At 67.5% G+C, this 18,060-nt stretch carries 15 protein-coding genes and 2 pseudogenes; 9 read left to right on the plus strand and 8 right to left on the minus strand.

Annotated features, from left to right (window positions below; all coding sequences use genetic code 11):
• Positions 1–12: 12 nt before the first annotated feature.
• Positions 13–1,518: an FAD-dependent oxidoreductase gene (locus A5709_RS19530; protein ID WP_197520200.1), complete on the minus strand. Its 1,506-nt coding sequence runs from the start codon at positions 1,516–1,518 to the stop codon at positions 13–15.
• Positions 1,519–1,577: 59 nt separating this feature from the next.
• A complete protein-coding gene (locus A5709_RS19535; protein ID WP_068121764.1) occupies positions 1,578–2,396 on the minus strand; it encodes a hypothetical protein in 819 nt (272 codons plus the stop codon).
• A 217-nt stretch (positions 2,397–2,613) separates the two neighbouring features.
• Between A5709_RS19535 and A5709_RS19540 the strand changes: the two genes are divergently transcribed.
• The 3 genes from A5709_RS19540 to katG all read left to right on the plus strand — a co-directional run bounded on the left by A5709_RS19540 (position 2,614) and on the right by katG (position 6,596).
• Entirely contained in the window at positions 2,614–3,792 is a 1,179-nt protein-coding gene (locus A5709_RS19540; RefSeq protein WP_369827380.1) for an Ig-like domain-containing protein, read from the plus strand.
• A 94-nt stretch (positions 3,793–3,886) separates the two neighbouring features.
• Positions 3,887–4,327 carry a Fur family transcriptional regulator gene (locus tag A5709_RS19545; RefSeq protein WP_067950843.1) on the plus strand — a complete coding sequence of 147 codons (441 nt, stop codon included), beginning with the start codon at positions 3,887–3,889 and terminating at the stop codon, positions 4,325–4,327.
• 25 nt (positions 4,328–4,352) lie between these two features.
• Positions 4,353–6,596 carry a catalase/peroxidase HPI gene (katG, locus tag A5709_RS19550; RefSeq protein ID WP_369827381.1) on the plus strand — a complete coding sequence of 748 codons (2,244 nt, stop codon included), beginning with the start codon at positions 4,353–4,355 and terminating at the stop codon, positions 6,594–6,596.
• Positions 6,597–6,655: 59 nt separating this feature from the next.
• Here the strand turns inward: katG and A5709_RS19555 are convergent, their stop codons facing one another.
• Complete coding sequence (locus A5709_RS19555) at positions 6,656–7,462, minus strand: DUF1906 domain-containing protein (RefSeq protein ID WP_068121773.1); 807 nt, start codon at positions 7,460–7,462, stop codon at positions 6,656–6,658.
• Positions 7,463–7,483: 21 nt separating this feature from the next.
• Positions 7,484–9,034: pseudogene (locus A5709_RS19560) on the minus strand (GMC family oxidoreductase).
• Positions 9,035–9,324: 290 nt separating this feature from the next.
• On the opposite strand from A5709_RS19560, the gene A5709_RS19565 reads away from it, so the two are divergent.
• Genes A5709_RS19565 through A5709_RS19575 form a run of 3 tightly spaced genes read left to right on the plus strand, consistent with a single transcriptional unit; the run spans position 9,325 to position 12,405 of the window.
• Positions 9,325–10,590: a glycosyltransferase family 4 protein gene (locus A5709_RS19565; RefSeq protein ID WP_067950837.1), complete on the plus strand. Its 1,266-nt coding sequence runs from the start codon at positions 9,325–9,327 to the stop codon at positions 10,588–10,590.
• Positions 10,584–11,342, plus strand: a complete 759-nt coding sequence (locus A5709_RS19570) for a class I SAM-dependent methyltransferase (RefSeq protein WP_068121777.1) — start codon at positions 10,584–10,586, stop codon at positions 11,340–11,342. The genes A5709_RS19565 and A5709_RS19570 overlap by 7 nt, the downstream gene beginning before the upstream one ends.
• On the plus strand, positions 11,329–12,405 hold the full coding sequence (locus A5709_RS19575) for a prenyltransferase (RefSeq protein ID WP_067950833.1): 1,077 nt from the start codon (positions 11,329–11,331) through the stop codon (positions 12,403–12,405). Before A5709_RS19570 ends, A5709_RS19575 begins: the two co-directional genes overlap by 14 nt.
• An 11-nt stretch (positions 12,406–12,416) precedes the next feature.
• Here the strand turns inward: A5709_RS19575 and A5709_RS19580 are convergent, their stop codons facing one another.
• Positions 12,417–13,079, minus strand: coding sequence for a class I SAM-dependent methyltransferase (locus A5709_RS19580; RefSeq protein WP_068121780.1), 663 nt, complete (start codon positions 13,077–13,079; stop codon positions 12,417–12,419).
• A gap of 113 nt (positions 13,080–13,192) precedes the next feature.
• On the opposite strand from A5709_RS19580, the gene A5709_RS19585 reads away from it, so the two are divergent.
• Positions 13,193–13,864 (plus strand): cutinase family protein, encoded by a 672-nt coding sequence (locus tag A5709_RS19585; protein ID WP_068121781.1) that lies wholly within the window; start codon positions 13,193–13,195, stop codon positions 13,862–13,864.
• A 42-nt stretch (positions 13,865–13,906) separates the two neighbouring features.
• On the opposite strand, the gene A5709_RS28935 is transcribed toward A5709_RS19585, so the two are convergent.
• Entirely contained in the window at positions 13,907–14,359 is a 453-nt protein-coding gene (locus A5709_RS28935) for a hypothetical protein (protein WP_231987010.1), read from the minus strand.
• A gap of 689 nt (positions 14,360–15,048) precedes the next feature.
• Here A5709_RS28935 and A5709_RS19595 point away from each other — a divergent pair.
• Complete coding sequence (locus A5709_RS19595; protein ID WP_068121784.1) at positions 15,049–15,876, plus strand: family 16 glycosylhydrolase; 828 nt, start codon at positions 15,049–15,051, stop codon at positions 15,874–15,876.
• 6 nt (positions 15,877–15,882) lie between these two features.
• Here A5709_RS19595 and A5709_RS19600 read toward each other — a convergent pair whose 3' ends face one another.
• Together A5709_RS19600 and A5709_RS19605 are read right to left on the minus strand one after the other, a co-directional pair.
• The gene (locus A5709_RS19600; RefSeq protein ID WP_068012006.1) at positions 15,883–16,728 is read right to left on the minus strand and encodes an SAM-dependent methyltransferase; all 846 of its coding nucleotides are present in this window, start codon (positions 16,726–16,728) and stop codon (positions 15,883–15,885) included.
• A gap of 29 nt (positions 16,729–16,757) precedes the next feature.
• Positions 16,758–17,444 (minus strand): hypothetical protein, encoded by a 687-nt coding sequence (locus A5709_RS19605; RefSeq protein WP_068121785.1) that lies wholly within the window; start codon positions 17,442–17,444, stop codon positions 16,758–16,760.
• Positions 17,445–17,496: 52 nt separating this feature from the next.
• On the opposite strand from A5709_RS19605, the pseudogene A5709_RS19610 reads away from it, so the two are divergent.
• Positions 17,497–18,060, plus strand: a pseudogene (locus tag A5709_RS19610) (NADP-dependent oxidoreductase); the annotation flags it as partial.

Consider the following 18,060-nt stretch of genomic DNA (forward strand, 5'->3'; position numbering starts at 1 on the left):
CTTCGCGCGGATTCAGGCGGATAGGTCTCGGGTGGCCGGCCCCTCGAGGAGGGTGCCGTCCGGGGCGAAGCGCGACCCGTGCAGCGGGCATTCCCACGCCTGGTCGGCGTCGTTCCAGTTCACGATTCCCCCGAGGTGCGGGCACACCGGCGATACCCGGTGCTCGGTGCCATTGACCCGGCAGCGCGCCTCCAGATGCCACGGCGGGCCGCTGACCACGCCGCCCTCGTCGGCCCCCGGGCTGCGCCGTCCGGCCCGCAGCAGCGGGGTGATCCAGCCCTTGGCCAGGTCGAAGCCCACCTCCAGGTTGGCCTGCATGGCGGTTGGCAGGCCGGTCAACTCATGCGGGCTCCAGCTGGCGAACGCCCTCGCCCAGTCCATCCGGCCACCCAGGATGCGGCTCGACAGCGCCAACGCCGCGGCAGCGCCGTTCGTCATTCCCCACTTGTTGAATCCCGTTGCCACAAAGATGGTTTCGGTGCGCGGCAGGATGGGCCCGACATAGGGCAGCTGGTCGATGGGCGTGTAATCCTGCGCCGACCAGAAGTGCGTCTGCTCGGCACCCGGGTAGTGCTTGCGGGCCCACGACGCGAGTTCCTCGAGCGCCTTCGACGGGCTCTTCTTGCGGCCCACGGTGTGGCCGGCCCCGCCCACGATCAGCCGCTCCCCGTCCGCGACGGGCGCGTAGCGCACCGAGCGGGTCGGCGAGTCGGTGGAGATCATCATCGGCCGGGTGACGTTGCCGGGGACCTTGAACGCCATGCAGTAGGACCGGCTGGGCTTTACGCGCGCAAAGTATCCGCCGCGATCCAGGATTGGGATGCCGGTGGCGAGAACCAGTTGGCCGGCTTGGAGTTCGACGTCGCGCTGCGCGGCGTCATTGACGTGGACCCGCACGCGTTCGCCGCGGCTCGACACCCGGCGGACTCGGGTGTGCTCGACCAGCCGTCCGCCGCGGTTGAGCAGCTCGGTGGCCAGCGCATCCAGGAACGGCATCGGATCGAACTGGGCCTGATCGGGCAGCCGCACGCCGCCGTGATACGGGAACGGCACGCCGGCGTCGTCGTCCCAGACGGCGGGCAGCCCCACCGCCTGGCACGCCTGAAGCTCCAGGCGCGCGGACGGCACTCCCTTGGTGGACTGGGCGTAGGTGTAGGCGTCCTCGCGCTGCACCGGTATGCCATGGGACCCGCAGTAATCGAGCACCCAGTCCTGGCCTTCACGATTCCCGTCGACGTAGGCGCGAGCCAATTCCCTGCCATGCCTGGGCAGGATCTTCGATAGGTGGCTGCCCTGCAGCAGGCTGATCTTCGCGGTGGTGTTCCCGGTGGCGCAGGCGCCCACTGTGCGCGCTTCGAGCACCAGCACGTCCTTGCCGGCGCGGGCCAGCAGAACCGCGGTCATCAGCCCGGTGATGCCGGCGCCCACGACGATGACATCCGCGGAGCGGGGACCCTCGTCAAGCTTGCTTGCGGCCCAAGGCTGTTCGGGCCGATCGGCCAACCATAAAGACGTCACGCGTGGCCTAGTACCCCGGCTGCACACATGGAAACACCACCGCGCTTCGGCGGACCCTGTCAGCCCCGCTTCAACTGCGCTTTCGCCTCTTTGACCGTTTCTGCCGCGGCGCGGCCGGCGTGCTTGGCCCGCTCGTAGTGCGCTTCGGCGCGTTCGAGTTCGCGCTCGGCGACACGCAGAGCCGCAAGCGCCTCCTCGTGGCGCTGCCGGGCCGCGGCCCGCTCCGCCCGGCGCTCGGAGAGTGTGGCCTCGGCGTCGGCCTGCTCGCGCTCAGCGGCTGTCACGGCTGCGGTCAGTGTCTCGAGCCGCCGCTGCGCTGCGGCGTCGCGCACGGGCTGTTTCGCCGGCTGTGGCCGCGCCGGCGCGGACCGCTCCTTCGCCCGCCCTGCCCGGGCGGCCGTCACGGGTGCCGCGGCGCCGAAGTCGCCGAAACCCGACCACTGCTCGGGCCGGGCCAGCCGGCCGAGCCGGTCCCTGACCTCGGGGTCGGCGATGGCCGCTTGCAGCGTGCTGGTGACGTCGTCGCGCACCGCCGAGGATGGGTTGCTGACATCGGCGGCTTGCAGAGCGGCTCGGGTGAGCTCGCCGACGAGCTGGTGCTGTTCGGCGGACAGGTCCCGGATACGCGCGCCGTCCATCGCCGCGTGCGCGGCGCGCAGGCGGTCGCCCAGGTCGGTCAGGCGCCGTTTGGTGTCGGCGTGGCGCAGCGCGAGCCGGTTGACGATCCATGCCGCGGTGGTGGGTTTGTTGGCCGCGGAAATCCGCTTGGCTCCGGCGTCGTCGCCCCGGCGCTTGGCCGCCGCGGCCAACTTGGTGCGTTGCGCGGTGAAATCCTTCGGCGGCGCCGAATACAGACTGTCGAGTTCGTCGTCGACCATGCCGCCATGATCCTCGCCCGTGCGCCGGTCGGTTTAAAAACCGCACGTCCGTGGCATCTGATGGACAACATGGCCGCCTGGGCAGCGATTCGACCCGGCACCCAACAGAACGCAAGGATCCGATAGCTCAATGATGTCCAAGACCAGTGACCGGTCCGTTCGCCGGATCCCCAGGAGCGGCGGGCTGCGGCGATTACTGCTCGTGGTCGCCGCAGTTATGGGCGTGGTCCTGGTTGCGGCATCCCTAGGTGGCTGCGGTCATCGCAACTCATCGTCGAAACCCGCTGGACCGGCACAGGTCACGATCACGCCGGGCCCCGATGCGCGCGACGTGGACCCGCTCGCACAGGTGATGGTCAAGGCGGACGCCGGGACGCTGACCGAGGTCCGCATGGTCAACGAGAGCGGCAAGTCCGTGCAGGGCGTCATGACACCGGATAGCACCGTATGGAAGCCCACCGTCCCCCTGGGCTATGGCCGCACCTACACCCTGACGGTCACCAGCCGGGGCCCCAATGGCGTTGCCTCGACGCAAGTTTCGTCCTTTTCGACGCTGAAGCCGTCTAACCAGACCAAGGTTTCGTTCACCACCACGTCGGAGGCCGCCCTCAAAGACGGCGGGACCTATGGCGTCGGGATGGTGATCGTCGCCCACTTCGACGAGCAGATCGCCGACCGTGCCGAAGCGGAGCGGCATCTGGCGGTGACCACCGACCCCAAGGTGGAGGGGTCGTGGTACTGGGTCGACGACCAGAACGCCCACTGGCGCCCGGAGCACTACTACGCGCCGGGCACGACCGTCACGGCCGAGGCCAAGATTTATGGAATCGCTTTGGGTAACGGCCTATTCGGGCAAGACGACACCAAGGCGTCGTTCCGGATCGGCGACGCCCACGTCTCCATCGCCGACGACGCGACCCATCAGGTCAGCGTCTTCAACAACGGCGCCCTGGTCCGCACGATGCCCACCTCGATGGGGATGGGCGGGACCGAAAACGTCGGCGGCAAGAGCATCTCGCTGTGGACTCCCCCGGGCGTCTACACCGTGCTCGACAAGGGCAACCCCGTCGTGATGGACTCCTCCACGTTCGGGCTGCCCAAGAACTCCCGCCTGGGCTACCGCGAAACCATCAACTGGGCCACCAAGATCAGCACCGACGGCATCTATCTGCATGAGCTCGATGCCACGGTCTGGGCCCAGGGCCATCGGGACACCTCGCACGGATGCCTGAACCTCAACGCCGACAATGCGAAATGGTTCTACGACTTCTCCGTGCCGGGTGATGTGGTCGAGGTCCGCAACAGCGGCGGCCCCCCGTTGACACTGGCGCAGAACGGCGACTGGACGATCAGTTGGGACGACTGGCGCAAAGGCAGCGCGCTAAAGCCAACCTAGAATCGCGTGATGTAGCTCATTCGTCACCGTGAGTTGTGCGCCACTTCACAGTAAACTCTTGACTCGTTCCAGATAAGTGCGTCATATTGGTGCGGTGTCATCGACGGCCGATTACGCGGAGCGACTGCGGATGGCCGATCTCCGGGTGACCCGACCGAGGATCGCCGTGCTGGAGGCGGTGGACGCTCATCCGCATTCGGACACCGAGACCATCTTCTCCGCGGTGCGCGTGGGGCTGCCCGATGTCTCCCGCCAGGCCGTGTACGACGTCCTCAACGCGCTGAGCACGGTGGGTCTGGTGCGCCGGATCCAGCCGTCCGGGTCGGTCGCCCGCTACGAGTCGCGAGTCGGCGACAACCACCACCACGTCGTGTGCCGGTCCTGCGGCGTCATCGCCGACATCGACTGTGCGGTCGGTGAGGCGCCCTGCCTCACACCGTCTGACGACAACGACGTTCTGGACGGCTTCGTCTTGGACGAGGCCGAGGTCATCTATTGGGGCGTGTGCCCCGACTGTTCGACTGCAGGTCCCTAGATCGCAGCCCAATCACCAAGGAAGGATTGCTGTGTCAGATATATCCGAAAGCCGGCCGCCGCACGACGACTCCAAGACGGCCAGCAGGAGCGAGAGCGAAAACCCCGCGATCTCCTCGCCCGAACCGAAGGCGCGCGGGCCGCTGACCAACCGCGACTGGTGGCCGGATCAGGTCGACCCGTCGATGCTGCAGCCCCACAACCCGAAATCGACCCCCTACGGCGAGGACTGGAACTACGCCGAGGAGTTCGCCAAGCTCGATGTCGAGGCGCTGAAGCGAGACGTCATCTCGGTGATGACCACCTCGCAGGACTGGTGGCCCGCCGACTACGGCCACTATGGCGGCCTTTTCATCCGGATGAGCTGGCACGCGGCCGGCACGTACCGCATCTTCGACGGCAGGGGCGGCGGCGGCCAGGGCATGCAGCGGTTCGCCCCGCTCAACAGCTGGCCGGACAACGTGAGCCTGGACAAGGCCCGCCGGCTGCTGTGGCCGGTGAAGAAGAAGTACGGCAACAAGATCTCCTGGGCGGACCTGATCATCTTCGCGGGTAACTGCGCCCTGGAATCGATGGGGTTCAAGACCTTCGGCTTCGCGTTCGGCCGCGAAGACGTCTTCGAGCCGGAAGAAATCCTGTGGGGCGAGGAGGACACCTGGCTGGGCACCGACAAGCGGTACTCCGGCGAGCGCGACCTCGCCCAGCCCTACGGGGCGACGACGATGGGTCTGATCTACGTCAATCCCGAAGGGCCCGAAGGCAAGCCGGATCCCATCGCCGCGGCGATCGACATCCGCGAGACGTTCGGCCGTATGGCGATGAACGACGAGGAGACGGCCGCGCTCATCGTCGGCGGGCACAGCTTCGGCAAGACCCACGGCGCCGGCAGTGGCGATCTGGTCGGACCCGAGCCCGAGGCCGCCCCGATCGAACAGCAGGGGCTGGGCTGGAAGAGCTCGTATGGCACCGGCGTTGGCAAGGACGCCATCACCAGCGGCCTGGAGGTGGTCTGGACGCCGACCCCGACCCAGTGGGACAACACCTTCCTGGAGACGCTGTACGGCTACGAGTGGGAGCTCACCAAGAGCCCCGGTGATGCCTGGCAGTTCGTCGCCAAGGACGGCGCCGGCGCCGGGACCATCCCCGATCCGTTCGGCGGGCCGGGCCGGGCGCCGACGATGCTGGTCACCGACATCTCGATGCGCGAGTCCCCGATTTATCGCGACATCACGCGGCGCTGGCTGGACCACCCCGAGGAGCTGACCGAGGCGTTCGCCAAGGCCTGGTACAAGCTGCTGCACCGCGACATGGGACCGATCAGCCGCTACCTCGGCCCGTGGATTCCCGAGCCGCAGCTCTGGCAGGACCCGGTTCCGGCCGTCGACCACGAGCTGGTCGACGAGAACGACGTCGCTGAGCTGAAGACCAAGGTCCTCGGGGCGGGCCTGTCCGTTCCCCAGCTGGTCAAGACCGCCTGGTCGGCGGCCGGGAGCTACCGCAACACCGACAAGCGCGGTGGCGCCAACGGGGCGCGGTTGCGCCTGGAGCCGCAACGGAACTGGGAGTGCAACGAGCCCTCCGAGCTGGACAAGGTGTTGCCCGTGCTGGAGAAGATCCAGCAGGACTTCAACGGCTCGGCATCGGGCGGCAAGAAGATCTCGCTGGCCGATCTGATCGTGCTGGCGGGATCCGCGGCGGTCGAAAAGGCGGCGAAGGACGCCGGCTACGAGATCTCGGTGCACTTCGCGCCGGGGCGCACCGACGCCTCCCAGGAGAACACGGATGTGGAGTCGTTCGCGGTGCTCGAGCCGCGGGCCGACGGCTTCCGCAACTACGTCCGTGCGGGAGAGAAGGCTCCCCTGGAGCACCTGCTGATGGAGCGGGCGTACCTACTCGGTGTGACCGCCCCGGAGACGACGGTGCTCATCGGCGGCCTGCGTGCGCTCGGCGCCAACCACGGCGGCACCAAGCACGGGGTGTTCACCGACCGGCCCGGAGCGTTGACCAACGACTTCTTCGTCAACCTGCTCGACATGGGTACCGAGTGGAAGCCGTCGGAGACCGCGGAGAACGTCTACGAGGGCCGCGACCGGGCCTCGGGTGCGATCAAGTGGACCGCGACCGCGAATGACCTTGTGTTCGGGTCGAATTCGGTGCTGCGCGGGCTGGCCGAGGTCTACGCCCAGGACGACAATCAGGGGAAGTTCGTCGAGGACTTCGTCGCGGCGTGGGTCAAGGTCATGAACAACGACCGGTTCGATCTGAAGTAACACCCGGATACCAAGCGGCGCCCCGCGGGCCATGGGCTCGCGGGGCGCCGTGCGTTAGGTCAGCGCGCGAAGTCCCACTGGCCGTAGTCGGCGGCCAACACCTCGTCGATGTCCACGTTGATCCCGCCGAGGAGCGGGCTGGGGTTGGCGGGGCTGTTGACCACCGCCTGGTAGAGCACCGCCGCGGGTTCACGAGCGCCGTGTGACCACGACTTGGTCTGCCACGCCCACCGATGCCCGGGCGTGGTCGAGTTCCCGACGACGCCGTCCCGGATCGCCCAGCCGCACGCATTGGCATGCCCATAGATGCCGGTGCGGCCCACGCCCAGTGCGGAGTTGATCCCCCGAAACCATTGCACCGCAATGCTGTTCCAGGTGTTCTCGTCGATGTCGTCGTCGACGCTGAAGAATATCGGGGCCGACGCCGGGCCCCCGGCCGCGGCGTGCAGCCGTTGCGCCGTCTGGGCATCCGCCACCCCGCCGTCGTGGCCGCGGGTGTAGTCCGACGGGTCCGGCCACCCCGGTTTGCCGTACTGGAAATTGCTGACGATCTGCAGGCCCGCCGCGCGCAGCGCGTCGGCGTACTCGCGGGTGATCGGCTTGGCCTCGAAATTCGCGCCCGGCCGCGACTCGGAAACGTAATTCACCACCCCGGCATAGCCCGCGGATTTGATCTCGTCCGGGGAAATCCTGCGCTCGGCGAAGTCGATCAGCCGTATGTCGGCGGCGGATGCCGTTGGCGCGGTGGAGCTGGCGGCCGACGTCACGAAGCTGAGGAAAGCCGGCGCCAGGGCAAGTTTCAGAACGTCGCGTCGCGAAGCCGATCGCCGCCCGCGGCATTCACCTGATGCAGCCGAACCCTGCACCGCGCGATGGTAACAAACAGCTCAAAGCCGGTGCTCGGCCTTGATGAACTGTGCGGCGCGCTCTCCGATCACCACACAGGGAGCCATGGTGTTGCCGCTCGTAATTCGCGGCATGATCGATGCGTCGGCGACGCGCAGGTTCTCGATGCCGTACACCTTCAGGCGTCCGTCAACCACCGACGCGGGGTCACGACCCATCTTCGCCGTCCCCGATTCGTGCCAGTAAGTGGTCACGGCATAACGCAGGTAATCATCGAGTTCGGCGCCCGAGAGGTCACCCGGCATGACTTCGCGTGCGACGAACGGGCGCAGTTCGGCGGAGTTGCCGATTTCGCGCAGCGTCTCGATGCAGGCGATCGCGGCCTTGAGGTCGTCGGGGTTCGACAGCGCGTTCGCCTCGATGCGGATCGGGTCGGCCGCGTTCGGCCCCGACAACCGCAGGCGCCCGCGGCTCGTGGGGTGAGTTGGGGAGCCGAACAGAATCCAACTGTTGGCCGGCAGGCCGTATCTCGCGGCGTTCTCCGGGGTCGCCTTGGGGAAGGGGCCCAAGCAGGCGAAGAGGTCGGGTCCCTGAACATCGGCCGCTCCCGAGTCCCAGAACATCGTCGCCGCAACCTGGGTGCTGCCCTGCACCGAATCCGGAAACTCCCACACGCAGTCGAACCCGAAATGATCCTGGAAATTGCGTCCGACGCCGGGTAGGTGCCGGCGGACGGCGATTCCGACACGCCGCAATTCCTGCGCGTCGCCCACGCCGGACTGCATCAGCACCTTGGGGGTATGTATCGCGCCGAGTGACAAAACGACCTCCGCCTCGGCGGCCACCTGATGAACCGCACCCGCATGCAAGACTTCGATGCCCATCGCCCGGTCGGCTTCGAAGATGACGCGGGTGACCATCGCGTGCGGCAACACCGTCAGGTTCGGCCGGCCCAGCACCGGGCCGGCGTAGGTGCGGAACACGGACTCGCGCCTGCCGTTGCGGCTGCGTAGGTCGGCAACAGCGGCGCCGCGCGCATTCTCCATCAAGCGGCCGTTCGGACTCTGGTAGGTGGGGATGCCGTGAGCCCGCGCCGCGTCCAAGACCGCCGGTCCAAGCGGATGGCCGGCGGCCTGCTCGACGAACACCGGTCCTCCCCTGCCACGATGATCCGGCTCGCCTGTGCCCTGCCAGTCCTCGAGTTGCCGATACAGTTCCAAGACCCGCGCGTACGCCCACGCGGGCTCGCCCGATTCGGCGGCGAAGTGGTCCCAGTCGCCGCGGTGTCCGCGCGACCACACCATCAAGTTGATGCTCGACCCGCCGCCCAGCACTTTGCCCATCGAGAACGGGATGGAGCGCCCGTGCAGGCGCGGGTCGGGTTCGGCGGCGAAGCCCCAGTCGCGGTCGCTTCCCAGGTTGGACGGCCATTGGCCGGCTTCCTTCACCGCCGGCAGGTCGTCGGAGCCGCCCGCCTGGCGGAGAACCCGGACGTGAAGGTGCTGCTACTCGAGGCGGGCGGCGACGACCGACCCCGTGGACCCGGCGCCACACACGATGACGTCGTAACGCGGTTTCAACACGGCACCCACGGCCACTCCTCATCCCGAGCTGGGTATAGCTTCCTATACCTGGGAGCACGCGCGGGTGGCTCGAACGGTTCAATTCCGTTCGGGGCCTAATGGCATGATCTTTGGGTGCCGGAATTCCGTCAGACCGTTTACCCGGGACCCGGTGACGCCCGAGCTCGTTGCGCTCGATTAGGTGATCGAACTATAGTCTGGACACATGTCCAGTTTGCTGTCGCGGGGTTCGGGAGCCCGTTGACCGCGATGGATTCGGCGCCATTCCGCGGTCATTCACCAGCAAAGAAGAGTTGAGTATGCGAATTGCCCTGCTGTCCTACCGTAGTAAAACCCATTGCGGCGGACAGGGCGTCTACGTGCGCCATCTCAGCCACGGTCTGGTGGAACTGGGTCATGACGTCGAGGTGTTCTCGGGCCAGCCCTACCCCGACCTGCTCGACCCGCGGGTGCGGCTGACCCAAGTGCCGAGCCTTGACCTCTACCGTGAACCCGATCCCTTCCGGGTGCCACGGCCCAGTGAGATCCGCGACTCGATCGACCTGTTGGAACTGCTCACCACGTGGACGGCGGGCTTTCCGGAACCGCGGACGTTCACCATGCGCGCCGCCCGGTTGCTGGCATCCCGGACGGCCGACTTCGACGTCGTCCACGACAACCAGAGCCTGGGCACCGGCCTCCTCACGATCGCGGGCGCGGGACTGCCCGTGGTGGCTACTGTGCACCATCCCATCACCCGTGACCGCGTGCTCGACCTGGCGGCCGCGCGATGGTGGCGAAAGCCGTTGGTGCAGCGCTGGTATGGATTTCTGGCGATGCAGCAGCAAGTGGCGCGCCAGATTCCGGACCTGCTGACAGTTTCGTCGTCGTCGGCCGCCGACATCGTGAGCGACTTCGGGGTTTCGCCCGACCAGCTGCACGTGGTGCCGCTGGGCGTGAACACCGAACTGTTCAAGCCGGGATCCCTTCCCCGGCAACCCGGGCGGGTCATCGCGATTGCCAGTGCCGATACGCCGCTGAAGGGTGTGCGCACCTTGCTGCACGCCGTCGCGCGGCTGCGTACGAGCAGGGATCTCGAGCTGCGGCTGGTCGCCAAGGTGGAACCCAACGGCCCCACCCACAAACTGATCGCCGAGCTCGGCATCTCCGACATGGTCCACATCACCAGCGGGCTTTCCGATGCCGAGCTGGCCGCGTTGTTCGCCTCGGCCGAAGTCGCCTGCATTCCCTCGCTCTACGAAGGGTTTTCGCTACCGGCGGTGGAGGCGATGGCCAGCGGGACTCCGATCGTCGCGAGTCGGGTCGGCGCGCTCCCCGAAGTTCTCGGCACCGACGGCGCGTGCGCCGAGCTGGTACCGCCCGCCGACGTCGACGCGCTCACCCGCGCCCTCGGAGACCTGCTGGATTCGCCGGAGAAGCGACGGAGTCTGGGCAAGGCGGGACGAACCCGCGCGGTCAACGTGTTCAGCTGGGAGGCCGTGGCCGCTCAAACCGTCCGGGTGTATGAGCGGGCGATCGCGCGCAACGCCGCCCCGGCCGCTCCCGAAGGGGAAGCGCAATGCTGACAGTCGATTTCGACCGGCTACGGGTGGGACCGGCGACGAAGGTCATCGACGTCGGCTGCGGAGCCGGCCGGCATGCGTTCGAAGCGTATCGACGCGGTGCCGACGTCGTGGCGTTCGACCGCGATGAGAGCGAATTGCGTTCGGTGGACACCATTTTGCGCGCGATGGCCGAGGGCGGTGAGGCGCCCGCCGGCGCATCGGCGAAGGTGGTCCTCGGTGACGCGTTGAAGTTGCCGTACGCCGACGAGACATTCGACTGCGTGATCGCGTCCGAAATCCTGGAACACATACCGCACGACGACGCCGCCATCGCCGAATTGATCAGGGTGCTCAAGGTCGGCGGCACCCTGGCCGTCAGTGTGCCGCGATGGCTTCCCGAGCGGGTTTGTTGGCTGCTGTCCGATGAATACCACAGCAACGAGGGCGGCCACGTACGCATCTACCGGGCCAGCGATTTGCGCGCCAAGATTTCGGATGGCGGAATGCGAATGACGCATTCCCACCACGCGCACGCACTGCATTCCCCCTTCTGGTGGTTGAAATGCGCTGTGGGAGTGTCTAACACCGATCACCGGGCCGTGTCGGCGTACCACCAACTCCTGGTGTGGGACCTGATGCAACGGCCGAAGATCACGCAGCTGGCGGAATCGCTACTCAATCCGCTGGTCGGCAAGAGTGTGGCGATGTATTTCGTCAAACAGCCGCAAGCAGAAAGCGAAGCGACGGTGGGATATTCAGTTGCGTCGGTCTAACCCACCATCGGTCCCGGGCGTCCTTACCCCCGAGCAATGCCGTCAAACCGCGCTGTCAATCGCAGCCATGCAGGAACCCACCGGGGCCATCCCCTGGTCTGAGGGGGGTCACACCGACCCGTGGGATCACGTGGAGTGCGCGATGGCGCTCACCGCCGCCGGGCTGCTGGAACCGGCGCGCGCCGCGTTCGAATGGAGTCGCCGCACCCAGCGGCCGGATGGCTCATGGCCGATCCAGCTGCGCGCCGGGGTCATCGAAGATGCCAACAGCGACAGCAACTTCTGCGCCTACATCGCCACCGGCGTCTGGCACCACGTGCTCGTCACCGGCGACCGGCGCTTCGCCGCTCAGATGTGGCCGGTCGTGCACAAGGCGATCGACTTCGTCATCGACTTGCAGGTCGGCTATGGCGAGATCTGTTGGGCCCGCAGTGAAGCCGGTCCTTTGGACGAAGCGCTGCTGACGGGTTGCGCAAGCGTCTTTCACAGCATGCGGTGCGCCTTGGCGCTGGCGGCCCTGGTCGGCGAGCCGCAGCCGGAGTGGGAACTGGCGCTGGGCCGGCTCGGGCACGCGATAGCCGCGCATCCCGAGGCGTTCACCGAGAAGGACCGCTACTCGATGGACTGGTACTACCCCATTCTCGGTAGCGCGATGCGCGGGCCCGCGGCGGCCGCGCGAATCGAACAGCGGTGGGACGACTTCGTGGTCGGCGGACTGGGCATTCGCTGTGTGGTGGACCGACCCTGGGTCACCGGCGCCGAGACATGCGAGCTGGTGATGGCGCTGGACGCCATCGGTCAGCGATCCGCCGCCCATCGACAGTTCGGCGCCATGCAGCATCTCCGCGAGGAAGACGGCTCCTATTGGACGGGTTTGGTGTTCGCCGATGGGAAACGCTGGCCCGAGGAGCGCACCACGTGGACGGGAGCGGCGATGATCCTCGCCGCGGACGCGCTGTCCAACACCACCGCGGGCGCCGGCATTTTCCGTGCCGAGGGCTTGCCGATGGGTCTGCAGACCGACTTCGACTGCGAATGCGTCTCGGCCGGCCCCGGCCGCTGACGTGAATCCGGCTAGATCGCCTCGCCCGGCTGGCCGCTGACACGCTCGAGGACCCTCAGCGACCCGGTAGCCGAAACCTCCCGGAACTGGCCGGAATCGAGTGCGCGACAGTAGATGTAGTAAGGGGGTCGGCCGCCGTCCCTCGGGTCCGGGAAGACGTCGTGGATGGCCAGCGCGCCGCCAACGGTCACCCACTTCGCCCATCCGTCAAAGTCCTGGTTCGCGGCAGCCTCGCTGTGGCCGCCGTCGATGAACAAAAAGCGCAGCGGCGACCGCCATCCGGAGGCCACGATCGGCGACTTGCCCACGACGGCGACGACGTGGTCGTCCAGCCCCGCGGCATCGAGCGTGCGACGGAAGGTCGGCAGTGTGTCGAACAATCCCGTGACCTCGTCGACCAGCGAGGCGTCGTGGTACTCCCAGCCGGCCTGGTGCTCCTCGGAGCCGTGATGGTGGTCGATCGTGTAGAGCACGCCCGCGGTTTGTTGGGCCGCGGCGCCGAGCAACAGGGTGGATTTGCCGCAATACGTGCCGATCTCGACGGCGACGCCGCCGTCGAGATACCGCAGCGCGGCGTCGTAGAGCGCCCGTCCCTCGTCGGCGGGCAGGAACCCTGGTACCTGTTCGGCCAGCGCGAACAGGCGCTCGGGCGCACTCGCATCGACGTGACTCATCCGCTGAACCTATCGTTCGCGCCACTGGCGTCCCCACGGTGGTCGAGGCGACCGGACTGAGGGCGCTTTGCCTAAGCCCAGCGGCCGGGCCGGGACCGCTTTACCATCATGCTGTGTTTCCCCGCAGACTCGGTGACATCGGCCTGGCGGCGGTCCTCATCGTGGCCGCGGCCGCTTTGCCCGCTGCGCTCCCCTCGTCCGTAATGCCCAGCGCCGCGGCCGCGAACTGCCCACAGGCACAGGTGGTCTTCGCCCGCGGCCGAATGGAATCGCCGGGACCGGGAGCGCTGGGCAACGCGTTCATCAGTGCACTGCGATCCAAGGTCAACAAGAACATCGGCGTCTACGCGGTGAATTACCCCGCCGACACCGAGGTTGCTCAGGGTGCCAACGACATGAGCCACCACGTTCAGGACATGATCAACACATGCCCGAACAGCCGGCTGGTGCTCGGCGGCTACTCGCTCGGCGCGGCGGTGACCGACGTGGTCCTCGCGGCGCCCATCAGCGCGTTCGGCTTCGACAGCCCGCTGCCGCCGGGCGCCGACCAGCACATCGCTGCCGTGGCCCTCTTCGGCAACGGCAGCCAGTGGGTCGGTCCGATCACGAACTTCAGCCCGATCTATAACGACCGGACCATCGAGTTGTGCCACGGCGCCGACCCCATCTGCAACCCCGCCGACCCGAACACCTGGAAGGCGAACTGGCCGCAACACCTCGCCGGTGCGTACATCGACGCGGGGATGGCCAACCAGGCGGCCGACTTCGTCGCCGGCAAGCTCTGATCCGATCCGGCGCGCGGATCGCTAGACGCGGTTGTGCGCGACCTAGGCCTGCGACGCGACCCGTGCCGGCAAGCTCGCGGCCCAACGCCGTCGCGCCCGCACTCCCACGTACCCGAGCGCCAGGCCCGCGCCGATCTCGGCGGCCGCGGTGACCCACGAGAACCAGGTGACGTTGATGCGGGGCCCGGACGTAAAGCTGTCCTGAAAGTCCGGCAGGAACGTCGGCAGCACGTGGGCATAGACGAACAGCGCGGCGCTGCCGTAACCCACCGCGATCGCCGCCTCGCAAGCCCGCGGGTGATGACGCACCACGAGCACTACGGCGATCAGCACGATGATGCCCTGGATCGTGCCGCCGACCATGATCGACGGCGGCGAGGCCGCCATTCCCCGCCGAAGGTGATCGATCGCGTGCAGGGCGTACGCGGCGGCGAACCCGACCATCGCCGCGGTGAGCGGACGGTGCGCTGTACTCGAAAACGAATTGTTCGACATCGCGTCTCCCAACGACTTCTACTACCCACGGTAGTAAACGGCGGGAATGATGTAAACGGGTGCAATCCGAAAATTCGGGCGGCCGGCTGTGGCTCCCCAACGGGGGCAGCCGCGCGCTCCCTCAAGAGAGAGGGGAAGTTATCGGAACGTTTTCCGCGGCCCGATTACGTGTGCGAGCAAGCCCACGCCGCGGCCGCCTTTTGCGCAATTTGCGCGCGGAATTGTTCAGGCCGAAGTGTTGGTGCTCGAGTAGAGCTTGAAGTCGCGGATCAGCGGGATGACCTCGCCACCGGCGACCGCGGCACGCTGGCTGGCGCGGAAAGCGGGATGACGGCGCATAGCCTCACGGCGTTCGCGCTCCTGACGCCGAGCCGCAGCCCATCGCGGGTGAGACTGAAGGGAAATAACCGTCGCTCCCGTTGAATTCGCCACGATCGTTAACTCCTCCCAGTGCAACCCGCAAAAACTCTACGACTTGTGGTTATCGGCTTGTGATCTCAGAATGCCCGGCCGATCCTGAGACCAAACCACCCACCAAGTTGAGAATTAGCCATGAATTTCGACTAATCCTGCCGCCGTTACCACTCCGCCGTCCGTGCTGGCCCGCCGGCGATTCGAAACGTTAGCGGCGAGCACCGACAGATTTCGGAGTTCGGTCTGGACGGCGGTGGCTGCTATCGTCCCCGCGTATGCCCAAGATGGACCGCCGCCGCATGATGTTGACGACCGGGATCGGCGTGCTCGCTGCCGCGCTGCCTGCGCCGCAGGCCCTGGCCCGCCCGAATCGCGCACCCGCTCCCGCCACTCCGAGCGGCCAAACCGGCACCTACATTTTTCACGACGAATTCGACGGAGCCGCCGGCTCGGCGCCGGATTCGTCGAAGTGGACGGTCGCGAAGGCCCGCGAATCCATCAAGGATCCGACGTATTGGGAGCTGCCCGAGCACATCGGGCAGTACCGCGACGACCGTCGCAACGTCTTCCTCGACGGCAACTCCAACCTGGTTCTGCGCGCCGCCAAGGACGGCCCCACCTACTACAGCGGCAAGGTCCAAAGCCTCTGGCGGGGTGGCGTCGGCCATACCTGGGAAGCCCGTATCAAGCTCAATTGCCTGACTGCGGGCGCCTGGCCCGCCTACTGGCTGGGTAATGACGACCAGGGTGAGATCGACGTCATGGAGTGGTACGGCAACGGCAGTTGGCCCTCGGCCACCACCGTTCACGCGAAAGCCAACGGCGGCGAGTGGAAAACCCACAACATCGCGATGGACAGCGCGTGGCACACCTGGCGCACGCAGTGGGACGAGGCCGGCATCCGGTTCTGGAAGGACTATTCCGAAGGGGCCCAGCCGTATTTCGACGTGCCGGCGAGCTCGCTGCCGGATTGGCCGTTCAACGGACCGGGCTACACGGTCTACCCGGTATTCAACCTGGCGGTGGCCGGGTCCGGCGGCGGCGACCCGGGGCCGGGAAGCTATCCCGCCGACATGCTCGTCGATTGGATCCGCGTCTGGTAGGCGCGCTCAATGGGTGAGCAGGGCGGTCGCACTCCATGCCCTGCCGCCCGGGTGCCGCGGGTCCGGCTGGGGTAGCCACGCGAGCGGGCGCATCCACACCGGCAAGCGATGCAACCGGTGGGCCGCGAGGTAGAGCGCCTCGACTTCGACGGTGTGCCAGCCCAGGTTTTCGAAATAGGCCAACCCGTTCTCGGGTGCGAACTTGAACGGCGCGTTCTGCAGCATGCCGGCCATCTTCTTGTTCAGCATCTTCTTCAGACCGGGACCGGCGAAGTCGAGCAGCCACCAGGCGACCTCGGGTCGCTTGATCGCCGCGGAGAGCGCGACGACGTCGCTGTCTTCCAAATACATCAACAGGCCCTCGGTCAGCACCAGCGCCTTGGTGGCGCCGCGCAGAGCCTCGTCCAGGAAGGCGTCGCGGGCCGCCGCGTCGGCCAGGTCGACGGCGGTGCGGGTCAGCCGGCACCGGGGCGCCTCGTCGGCAAGGAGCTGCGTCTTTTCCGCGAGCAGGTCGGGTAGGTCCGCCTCCACCCACGTGAAGTCGGCCGGAAGCTCCAGCCGATACGGGCGGGTGTCCAGACCGGCGGCCAGGTTCAGCACCCGGTCGCAGCCGCCGGCGATCGCTTCGGCGATGGCGTCGTCGATGATCTTGGTGCGCGCGACGAGCCACCAGCCGTTTCGGGTCGACCGTGGGACGTTGGCGACGATTTCGCGGCCGTGCTCGCCCGCGAGGCGCTCGGCGAGCGGGTCGCTGAACAGCGCGTCGGGACGGGCGGTTTCGGTCGCCCGGTGCAACGCGGTCCAGCGGGCGGTGTCTGAAACGTGGGTGATCGTGTATCTGGGGGCTGACATACGTGCGTTATAGCAGCACGGCCGAGGCCCTATTGGCCGGCCTTGCCCCCGGCAAACCATGCTTCCGTCACCGCGCGGGTCTGGGGCGGTGGATAGACGGTGTCGGCTCGGCCGATTTGACCGACCTTGACCGTCCACGCCGATGATGAGCGGTCGATGCAACTCCCGGCGCCCTGGCTGGGCAGCCACAACACCGCGGTATTGCCGCCACCGCCGGGGCCACACCCGTAGACCGGGACATACCCGTCGGCGCGACCACCCCAGGCGCCACCGTTGCGGAACAGGCAGCGCGTGCCGTCATCGAGAGTCAGCGCGAACGGGTCCGGAGTGGTTGGCGCCTGCACGGGCGGCAGCGGGCCGTCGTAGTTCACCCGATGCATGCTCCTGTCCCAGGGATTGTCCACGCACAGCAGCGATCCGGGCGTCGACGGCCAACAGGTGAGGGCGCCCACCGCGGTTGGTGAGCAGGAATAGACGTTGTCGGCCAGCGCTGACGGTGACGGTGACGAGCACTCGCTGGCCTGGCCGACGTTGCCCGGTCCGGACGCCACGTGGTAACCGTTCATCGGTTGGCCATCGGGTCCGACGGCCACGACGGTGATCTGCTGGGTGGGCGGCGGATCTGCGGCGGCCGTCCCGGGCAGCGACAGGGCGGCCGCTGTCAGCACCGTCAGCGCGGCGACGGGAACAACGACGATTCGCGACATCACGTTCACCGCGCAAAACCTTTCGTTCGGCGGCCCCCTGGTTGAAGGGTACGGTGCGCTTATGTCCGATCGAAACCGCCGTTTTCTGCTCCGCGAACGCCCCACCGGCCGCATAGGCCCGGACACCTTCGCACTGAGCGAGGAGGCGGTGCCCGAGATCGGCGACGGCCAGGCGCTCGTGCGGGTCGACTGGATCTCGCTGGATCCGACCAACCGCATGTGGATCAACGACACCCCGTCCTACCTGCCTCCGGTCGGGATCGGCGAGGTGATGCGCGCGGGCGGGCTCGGCGAGGTGGTCGCCTCCAAGAGTTCCAAGTATCCGGTCGGTCAGAAAGTGCAGGGCCTGCTCGGCTGGCAGGAGTACGCGGTCCTTTCGGACACGGCGATGGTGAATCCGGTGGACGTGGCAGCGGGCATCTCGCCGAGCGCCTACCTGGGTGCGCTCGGGATGACCGGGCTCACCGCGTGGATCGGGATCCGCGACATCGGCAAGCCGCGACCGGGCGAGACGGTCGTCGTCTCCGCGGCGGCCGGCGCGGTCGGGTCGGTCGCCGGCCAACTCGCCAAGGCCGCCGGGGCTCGTGTCGTCGGGATCGCGGGTGGTCCCGAGAAGTGCGAGCTG

Origin of the sequence: Mycobacterium sp. E1386, from assembly GCF_001672745.1 — a bacterium.
GTDB lineage: Bacteria > Actinomycetota > Actinomycetes > Mycobacteriales > Mycobacteriaceae > Mycobacterium.